Genomic DNA, 3,681 nt, shown 5'->3' on the forward strand with positions numbered 1-3,681 from the left:
ACGCCATTCGACGCTCCGCTTGCACCGCCTGAGGTGCTCTAGGAGAAAACAACCCATCCTCTAAAGCAAATGGCCCCAGGGCGCTTCTCGCCAGAAGCTTCGATCCTCTCTCTCTTTAGCTGATCACCAATGAAACAACGCGAGCTCGATCTCATCTCAGGCTCACGTTTAAACACTTAAAGGAAGAGAGCCATGCAGACAAGCATCAAGCTTCTGCATCCTCAACATCGGCCCCAGAGCCAACACTCTCAGCCACAGGATCCTGCCCAGGCCGCCAACCACTTTCCCAGATTTCACGCGTCTTGAGGTTCAACTCGTCTCGCGCTAGTCCCCATAGCGCGAGACATTTCTGCAGATCATCGAGAATATCATCAGCGCCAGGAAAATCCGCATATCGAGAAAACAACGCGGCAATCGTTGTCAACTGCTGCGGGCCTGGCTCGCCCTCATGACCCAACACAGCATCGATCTGGTTGCGATCGATGGCGTAAAGCGGATGGGTTTGTTGCGTGTTGTCGGTCATCAAACGATCATGCCTGAACAGGGCGACCAGAGCAACAGATCAGTCGAGCTCCCAGCACTCAGACCCACGACTGGTGAGCAGGCACACAACGTGCTTTTCCTCGCTGATCAGGCGATACGTGTGCCCATCAGCATCACTACGGGCACGGGCATGCCAGAACGCATTGTCTTTTGAAGCGTGCTCGGCACGATTGGACCAGCCCTCAACTGTTAGCTCTTGAACCGCAAACATGCCCTTGGCTCGAACTGAACAAAGGCTCGCGGGGCACGCACGTTCTGTGCAGGATCAACAGAAACTTGTTGGGATCGCTTGATCGGTTGTTGTAATCAGCGTAAAGCCGAGATTTTGTCGACGCTTGAACCAACTTCCTCAATAGAAAGACGCTTAGCTGCAACGTCATTCTGAAGACGAAAGAGAAAGCCATTCACCCAAGCTGTCTTTTATTGTTGACCTCATGGCCACGATCGACAAATCCGAGCTGCTGCTGGAACAGATGAAGGAGAATGGTCAGAACGTTCTGCGGCGAAAGATTTCTAGGATTAGTCGACGGCAGTTGATCCCTTACATCCAGGTAAGACAGTGATCCGGTGGTCGCAACATCAAAGGCCACTGTCGACTTGCACACGTCATGAACCCATCCAAACAAAAAGCCCCACTGAAGTGGGGCTTTTTGGTTGGATGAAACAGGGATCAGAGCCAATTAGCACGCATCGCTTCGTAGGTCACGCCTCGGTATTTCAACTGAGTTGGAGCGACCTTCTCTTTCGCCAACTTAACGGGAGAGAGATGCGCAGAGGTGTAGTCGCTGGATTCAGATCCGCGAGCCACGGCCTTTCTGGAGCTGTTACGGAGCTGCACACGCAGCTCACGCTCCTTCAGAAGCTGAAGAGCATTCATAGTGTTCCTCGTAGAAAGCTCAGGCCCCGTTCCATGCCCTGAGTCGAACTGCGCTTCGCTATGTAGCGAAGTGAACGTTTGTAGCTGTTGCTACAAATCAAATATAGGTCACGCAGCGCCAGTTGCGCTGTTTATCCCGTTACAGCCCGGGGCAATTAAATCAAATTCAGCCGTAACAGCTGCGCCAATGCGAGCGGATTGTGGTCGTTTTCGTTGGTCGTTCTCAATTCAAGGTTGAAAAACAGCGCTGATTGCTCTTGAAAAAAAGGGCCTGCATGCCACGTTCCCGGATGCAGCTTGAATGCTTCACCGGCTTGAAACTTGATCAAAGCGATGGAGGATGCGGGGGGCGGACAGCCGGAATCCGTTGAAGGAGCCATGGCCAGCCACCAGGGCTGTGCATCTGCAGACCCCAAACACTGACTCACGCGATGGTGCCTCGTCATCGACTTGAGCACGGGAGGCCGGTGGCGGATTCGCATCACGTAGAAGCGTGGTTGACCATCTGCAGCGAAGTACAGATCTGCATCGGCTGGGCCGAACAGTGCAGGGTCGCTCTGCGGACGCAACAAGGTGCCACAGCGCTCCAACCAGGGCGAGTCCGATGAGATCGGCGTCAAGCTCTGAGTTTCCTGGTGATCCATCCCGTCAGGATATGTAAACCAGACCAGGCACCAGTGGAACAAATGGTGCCTTGAGCCACTGAATCCATGGTCGGAACTCCCTAACATCTAAAAAAAGTGAACCGATAACGCTGACCACATCGACACGATTGAAACTGCAAAACATCTGCAGTCGCTTGGGCCAGGGTGAGTTCATGTCGCCCCAGGACCGCGTCTACCTTCAAAAATTGACCGAACGCGATCGCAGCCTGAGCACGTAGGTGAGCAGGGCGCAGCATTTTCAACGGGAAGGCACTCAACAAGGCCTCGACGGTTTGATGGCCGATCTCGACCTGGGGCGACGTCATCCAGATGACCCTGAGCATCCAGAAGATGATCTCGGCGACTGGTTCAGCAATTCCTCGCCTTGGCTGCGTCGCGACTGACGCCCCTTAGCTGGGATCGTCGAGAGGGCCGAAATGGTTGACGGCAACCTCCTGCAACGTCTTCAACGATTCCAGAACAGCCAGGCGTTGCTGCGCCTGAGCCAGCATCGGCTTGCCATGGGGGACGCATGACTCGATCAGGGATGCCGCCTCAGAGGCTTCAGCCTTCACCCAACCGGTGCATCGCTCGAGGCGAGTGGTGAGATCACCATCGCGCAGCGCGCCCGAGTAGTTCGGCCCCGCGAAAACCTCGAGAAGTGTCGCCAGTGCATCCCTGGCCTGCTCCCGGTTCACCGTCATAAGGCGCTTGTGGAATACCTGTCCACACTGGCAGCACGGGCACAAAAAAGCCGCCACAAACGGGCGGCCGGGTGATGAGGATATCCACAGCCTAACTGAACGATCCAGTGACTGCAGGCCTTTTGAAGAAACGGCGACAACACGAATTGCCAAGGTTTTCCACCTTCCTATGGATAAGCTGCTGCCAAGCGGTGTTTTGTGAAATTCAATCCACCAGATGTGGTGGATCAGCTGCACAAACTTGACGAGAAGCACTACACTTATTGGGCCGCCAGGTGATGGGGATTACTTGGCTTATTCCTCCGTTCAACGGAGGCTTTTTCATGCCTTGTTCAATGACAAGGCATACCAGTCTTAAGAGCTCTCATAGCCAAGGAGCGTGTCTGCGCAGCGGAGGTGAGCCATAGGTGCACAACTTTGTGCACTGATCTGACTCTTCTCAGTGCACTGGAACTTGCTTCAGCTCTGAGGCAGGCCAGTGAGATCAGAAAACAACCGGTCAGAAAAGAGTCAGATCCCGACAGACCCACGCCATAAGCTCCATGCAATTAATACAAGATCTAACCAAATGCGTGCCTTCAACGGATTGCTGCTGCTAGCGATTGCTCTAAGCGTGCTCCCGTCTGCAGCAGGCGCTCTGGAGCTGGGTCCTTGTGAACCTGCCAAAGCGGTGAAGATCATCGACACCAGCCTCGAAGAAGGAAAAACGCTTCAGCAAGCCATGCAGATGATGATCAAAGCGAAGGTGTTCGACGGATCCAAAGCGTGCATCACCTTCATCCGCGAGACCTCCGTGACCATGCGAGACGCCTACCCGAGAGCCTTCAAAGCGCTCTGGTTGAACTAAAGCCCGTCGGATCTTGATGATGTCGGTTTGGCGCAGAACCAGGCCATAAGCCAACAGCGTAAGAAC

5 protein-coding genes are annotated in these 3,681 nt (G+C 54.3%); 3 read left to right on the top strand and 2 right to left on the bottom strand.

The features are described from left to right. Positions 1-205 precede the first annotated feature (205 nt). The gene (locus ACGVJ8_RS10080) at positions 206-523 is read right to left on the bottom strand and encodes a DUF3288 family protein (RefSeq protein ID WP_392347744.1); all 318 of its coding nucleotides are present in this window, start codon (positions 521-523) and stop codon (positions 206-208) included. A 454-nt stretch (positions 524-977) separates the two neighbouring features. On the opposite strand from ACGVJ8_RS10080, the gene ACGVJ8_RS10085 reads away from it, so the two are divergent. Beyond that, on the top strand, positions 978-1,106 hold the full coding sequence (locus tag ACGVJ8_RS10085; protein WP_392347746.1) for a hypothetical protein: 129 nt from the start codon (positions 978-980) through the stop codon (positions 1,104-1,106). Between the two features lie 1,197 nt (positions 1,107-2,303). Further along, positions 2,304-2,468 (top strand): hypothetical protein, encoded by a 165-nt coding sequence (locus tag ACGVJ8_RS10090; RefSeq protein WP_392347748.1) that lies wholly within the window; start codon positions 2,304-2,306, stop codon positions 2,466-2,468. A gap of 6 nt (positions 2,469-2,474) precedes the next feature. Here the strand turns inward: ACGVJ8_RS10090 and ACGVJ8_RS10095 are convergent, their stop codons facing one another. Further along, the gene (locus ACGVJ8_RS10095; protein ID WP_186494653.1) at positions 2,475-2,768 is read right to left on the bottom strand and encodes a hypothetical protein; all 294 of its coding nucleotides are present in this window, start codon (positions 2,766-2,768) and stop codon (positions 2,475-2,477) included. Positions 2,769-3,336: 568 nt separating this feature from the next. On the opposite strand from ACGVJ8_RS10095, the gene ACGVJ8_RS10100 reads away from it, so the two are divergent. After that, positions 3,337-3,615, top strand: a complete 279-nt coding sequence (locus tag ACGVJ8_RS10100) for a hypothetical protein (protein WP_392347750.1) — start codon at positions 3,337-3,339, stop codon at positions 3,613-3,615. Positions 3,616-3,681: the final 66 nt, after the last annotated feature.

This window comes from Parasynechococcus sp. (assembly GCF_042954245.1).
Classification (GTDB): Bacteria; Cyanobacteriota; Cyanobacteriia; order PCC-6307; family Cyanobiaceae; genus Parasynechococcus.

Coding starts and splice junctions, on each gene's coding strand:
- ACGVJ8_RS10095 (WP_186494653.1), bottom strand. CDS start 2,768: ATGACGGTGAACCGGGAGCAGGCCAGGGATGCACTGGCGACACTTCTC.
- ACGVJ8_RS10080 (WP_392347744.1), bottom strand. CDS start 523: ATGACCGACAACACGCAACAAACCCATCCGCTTTACGCCATCGATCGC.
- ACGVJ8_RS10100 (WP_392347750.1), top strand. CDS start 3,337: ATGCGTGCCTTCAACGGATTGCTGCTGCTAGCGATTGCTCTAAGCGTG.
- ACGVJ8_RS10085 (WP_392347746.1), top strand. CDS start 978: ATGGCCACGATCGACAAATCCGAGCTGCTGCTGGAACAGATGAAGGAG.